Origin of the sequence: Accumulibacter sp. (assembly GCF_032229525.1) — a bacterium.
Lineage (GTDB): Bacteria > Pseudomonadota > Gammaproteobacteria > Burkholderiales > Rhodocyclaceae > Accumulibacter.
Genome location: NZ_JAVTWB010000007.1, coordinates 1 through 3502, shown reverse-complemented (window position 1 = coordinate 3502; position 3502 = coordinate 1). Strand labels below are relative to the sequence as shown.

At 63.6% G+C, this 3502-nt stretch carries 2 protein-coding genes; both read right to left on the bottom strand.

Annotated elements, in window-relative coordinates; genetic code table 11:
* Positions 1-215: 215 nt before the first annotated feature.
* Complete coding sequence (locus RUW20_RS00355) at positions 216-1841, bottom strand: DUF1254 domain-containing protein (RefSeq protein WP_313950199.1); 1626 nt, start codon at positions 1839-1841, stop codon at positions 216-218.
* A 38-nt stretch (positions 1842-1879) separates the two neighbouring features.
* Positions 1880-3487 carry a DUF1254 domain-containing protein gene (locus tag RUW20_RS00350; RefSeq protein ID WP_313950198.1) on the bottom strand — a complete coding sequence of 536 codons (1608 nt, stop codon included), beginning with the start codon at positions 3485-3487 and terminating at the stop codon, positions 1880-1882.
* Positions 3488-3502 lie beyond the last annotated feature (15 nt).

Here is a 3502-nt window from a genome sequence, read left to right as displayed (position 1 = left end):
TCCTCGCAATGACGGTGGGGGTGCGTGCCACGTGTCGGCCGTGGAGCCCGGCAGCTCTCGCCGAGCGGAACGCTTTTCCTTGAAAGGTGGCCGCAAGGCACACTCAGCAGCCAGGCCGCTCGGGGATCGTGCTGTTCCACAGGCGACGGCTTGAGGAAGGGCGGGCCGCAGCCTGGTAAATGCGGCCCGCGTGTTTCACCTGCGAATCCGCCGGATCACTTCACCAGCTCGACCTCGCTCGGCCGCCACTGCTGCGTGAAGAACGGTTCGAGCGGGCTGTAGAGGCGCAGCATCGGGAAAAATCCCTTGCCGGGCATGGTCTGGATCCAGTTGCCGCGCTTGACGCCCTTGGGTTGCGTCGGGCCGAAGTACACCGTCGTCGTGCCGTCGGCACTGGCCTCGGCCGCCGGCGTCGGAAAGCTCTGGCTGCCGGCGCGCGGATAGCGCTGCGGCGTGTCGAGCATCGAACGCGTCATGGTGTCGTAGAGCGTGAACGACCAGAATTTCTCGGCCGGGATGCCTTTGGGCAACGTCACCTTGTAGGTCTTGCCGCCGTCGAGGTAGTTCTTGTCCGAGTCCACCGTGGCCCAGCAGTATTGCGAGCCGACGCCGGGCAGGCGCATGGCCATCGCCGGCGAGATGCCGGTGATGTAGTAGAAGAAGGCCGTACGCGCATCCAGCGTCCGGTAGCCGGTGGGCGGGAAAGGCTTGACGCCTTCGCGCGTGATCTCCGGAATCGGTGTCTCAAACTCCGAGCCGGTGACGAACAGCATGTTCTGCCAGGCAGAGTCGGGATAGAGAAACCAGGACTTGTCGCGCGGATTCATGAACAGGCTGCGCGAGGTGGCATTGGCGAGTGCCAGCGCCTCGGTCAGGATGTTCTTCGTCCGCGCATCCGGAGCGAAGGGCTTGCCCTTGACGATGCCGATCGCTGCAATCGAACCCATCAGCTCCGGGTTGAGCACGGTGGCGGGTTCCTGTTGCACGAGATCGTTCAGCACCTCGTAGAAACTCCAGTCGTTCGGCGGCATGGTGTTGATCGCCAGGCCGGTGCCGTCGTGGAACTTGAGCGGCGGCGGCGGCGAGATGCGGCCGAGCCTGGCCTTGCCGGTCAGGAATTCGGCGATCGGGGTTCCGACACCGCCTACTTCATACGGATAGACCTTGGTGAACTTGCGGATCGTCTCGACCGCGGGCTTTGGGTCGTTGTTTTGCATGAAGGCGCGACCCAGCAGACCGACCCGCAGCGTCTTCGGATAAACGACGATGAATCCGCCCTTTGGTAACTGGCCCTTGTAGCCGGGCGGCACCAGCAGATATTTGCCGCCGAGGCCGCGGTCCGGGCCAGGCGCACCAAAGTCGCTCACCCAGCGCCACCACATATCGTCGATGACACCCAGCGCGCCGGGCGGCGCCTCGAACACCACCGGGCCTTTGGACAAGTCGGCGAAGCCGAAGAAATAGACTGTATCGGCATTCGCCGTCGCGAACAGCGCCTTCGAATCCAGCAGCTTTGGCCAGATGATGAACTCGCCGTCCTTCACACCGGCTTTTACGATGCCGTCGCGGAAGGACGACATGCTCACACCCTGAAAGGTGTTGATAAAAGCGTTGTAAGCGTGCGTGAAAAGCAGGTTGTCGTAGACCTTGTCCAGCGTCGCCTGATTCGGTGCACCGTCCTTGAAGTCGAGCGTGCCGATGCGCGTCTCGACCTTGTCGGGCGTGATGAGCGACGGCGGAATCGCGGGCGACTGGGCCAGCGCCGTACCGACGGCGAATGCGGTGCCGGCCAGCGCAGCCAGCAGGTGGCGATGCACCGGCGTTTGTTTGGGTGCGGTCATCAATTTTCGCTCCTGGTGTGCCAAGTAGGACGGCGTGATCACTTGACCAACTCAACTTCGCTCGGCCGCCAGGTCTTGGCGAAGAACGGTTCGAGCGGGCTGTAGAGGCGCAGCGCCGGCATGAAGCCCTTGCCGGGCATGGTCTGAATCCAGTTGCCGCGCTTCACGCCGTCGGGCTGTTCGGGGGCGAAATACACCGTCGTCGAGCCATCAGCATCGGGTTCGGCGGCCGGCGAGGGGTAACTCTGGCTGCCGGCGCGCGGATAGCGTTGCGGCGTGTCGAGCATCGAGCGCGTCATGAAGTCGTACAAGGTGAACGACCAGAACTTCTCGGCCGGAATGTCCTTCGGTAGCGTCACCTTGTAGGTCTTGGCGCCGTCGAAGTAGTTCTTGTCCTTGTCCACCATCGTCCACAGGTACTGCGAGCCGATGCCGGGCAAACGCATGCTCATCGCCGGCGTGATACCGGTGACACCGTAGAAGAAGGCGCTGCGCGCGTCCAGCGTGCGGTAGCCGGTGGGCGGGAAGGGCTTGACGCCTTCGCGCGTGATCTCCGGAATCGGCGTCTCGAACTCCGAACCGGTGACGAACAGCATGTTCTGCCAGTTCGAGTCGGGGTAGTAGGTCCAGGACTTGTCGCGCGGGTTCATGAACAGGCTGCGCGAGGTGGCGTTGGCCAGCGCCACCGCCTCGGTCAGGATCTTTTTCGTGCGCGCATCGGGCGCGAAGGGCTTGCCCTTGACGATGCCGATGGCCGCGATCGAGCCCATCAGTTCGGGGTCGAGCGTGGTTGCCGGCTCGTTCTGAACGGTCTCGTCGAGGAGTTCGTAAAAACTGTAGTCGCTTGGCGGAATGGTGTTCATCACCTTGCCGGTGCCTTCGTGGAAGACCATCGCCGGCGGCGCCGTGACGCGGCCGAGCCGGGCATCGCCAGTGAGAAACTCGGCAATGCTGGTGCCGACACCACCGACTTCGTAGGGGTACATCCGGGTGTGCTTGCGGATCGTCTCCACCGCCGGTTTCGGATCGTTGTTCTCGAGGAAGGCGCGGCCAAAGGCGGCGACACGATTGGTCTTGGCGTGCACGACGAAGAAGCCGCCGAGCGGCAACTGGCCCTTGTAGCCGGGCGGCACGATCAGATACTTGCCGCCCTGGCCGCGGTCGGGGCCAGGCGCGCCGAAATCGGTCACCCAGCGCCACCACATGTCGTCGATCACGCCCAGCGCACCGGGGGGGGCTTCGAAGACCATCGGCCCTTTGGTCAGGTCAATGAAGCCGAAGAAATAGACCGTGTCCGCATTGGCCGTCAGGAACAGCGACTTGGCATCCATCAGCTCGGACCAGATCATCATCTCGTTGTCCTTGACGCCAGCGGCGAGCAGGCCCCTGTGCATCGCCGCCTGGTTCACCCCCTGGTAGGTGTTGACGAAGGCGTTGAAGGCGTGCGTGAACAACAGGTTGTCGTAGACCTTGTCCAGCGTCGCGGCGCTCGGCGCGCCGTCCTTGAAGTCGAGCGTGCCGATGCGCGTTTCGACCTTGTCTGGCGTGATCAGTGACGAAGGGATGGCGGTGGGTGGTTGCGCTGCCGAGACGGCAGTGGCCGTGGCGAGTGCCAGACTCATCGCGAGGAGGGGCATTGGTTTCATCTGTCGCTTTCTCTA

What these genes read in the sequence shown, in the direction of transcription:
- RUW20_RS00355 (WP_313950199.1), bottom strand. Translation starts at nt 1,841, where the DNA reads ATGACCGCACCCAAACAAACGCCGGTGCATCGCCACCTGCTGGCTGCG.
- RUW20_RS00350 (WP_313950198.1), bottom strand. Translation starts at nt 3,487, where the DNA reads ATGAAACCAATGCCCCTCCTCGCGATGAGTCTGGCACTCGCCACGGCC.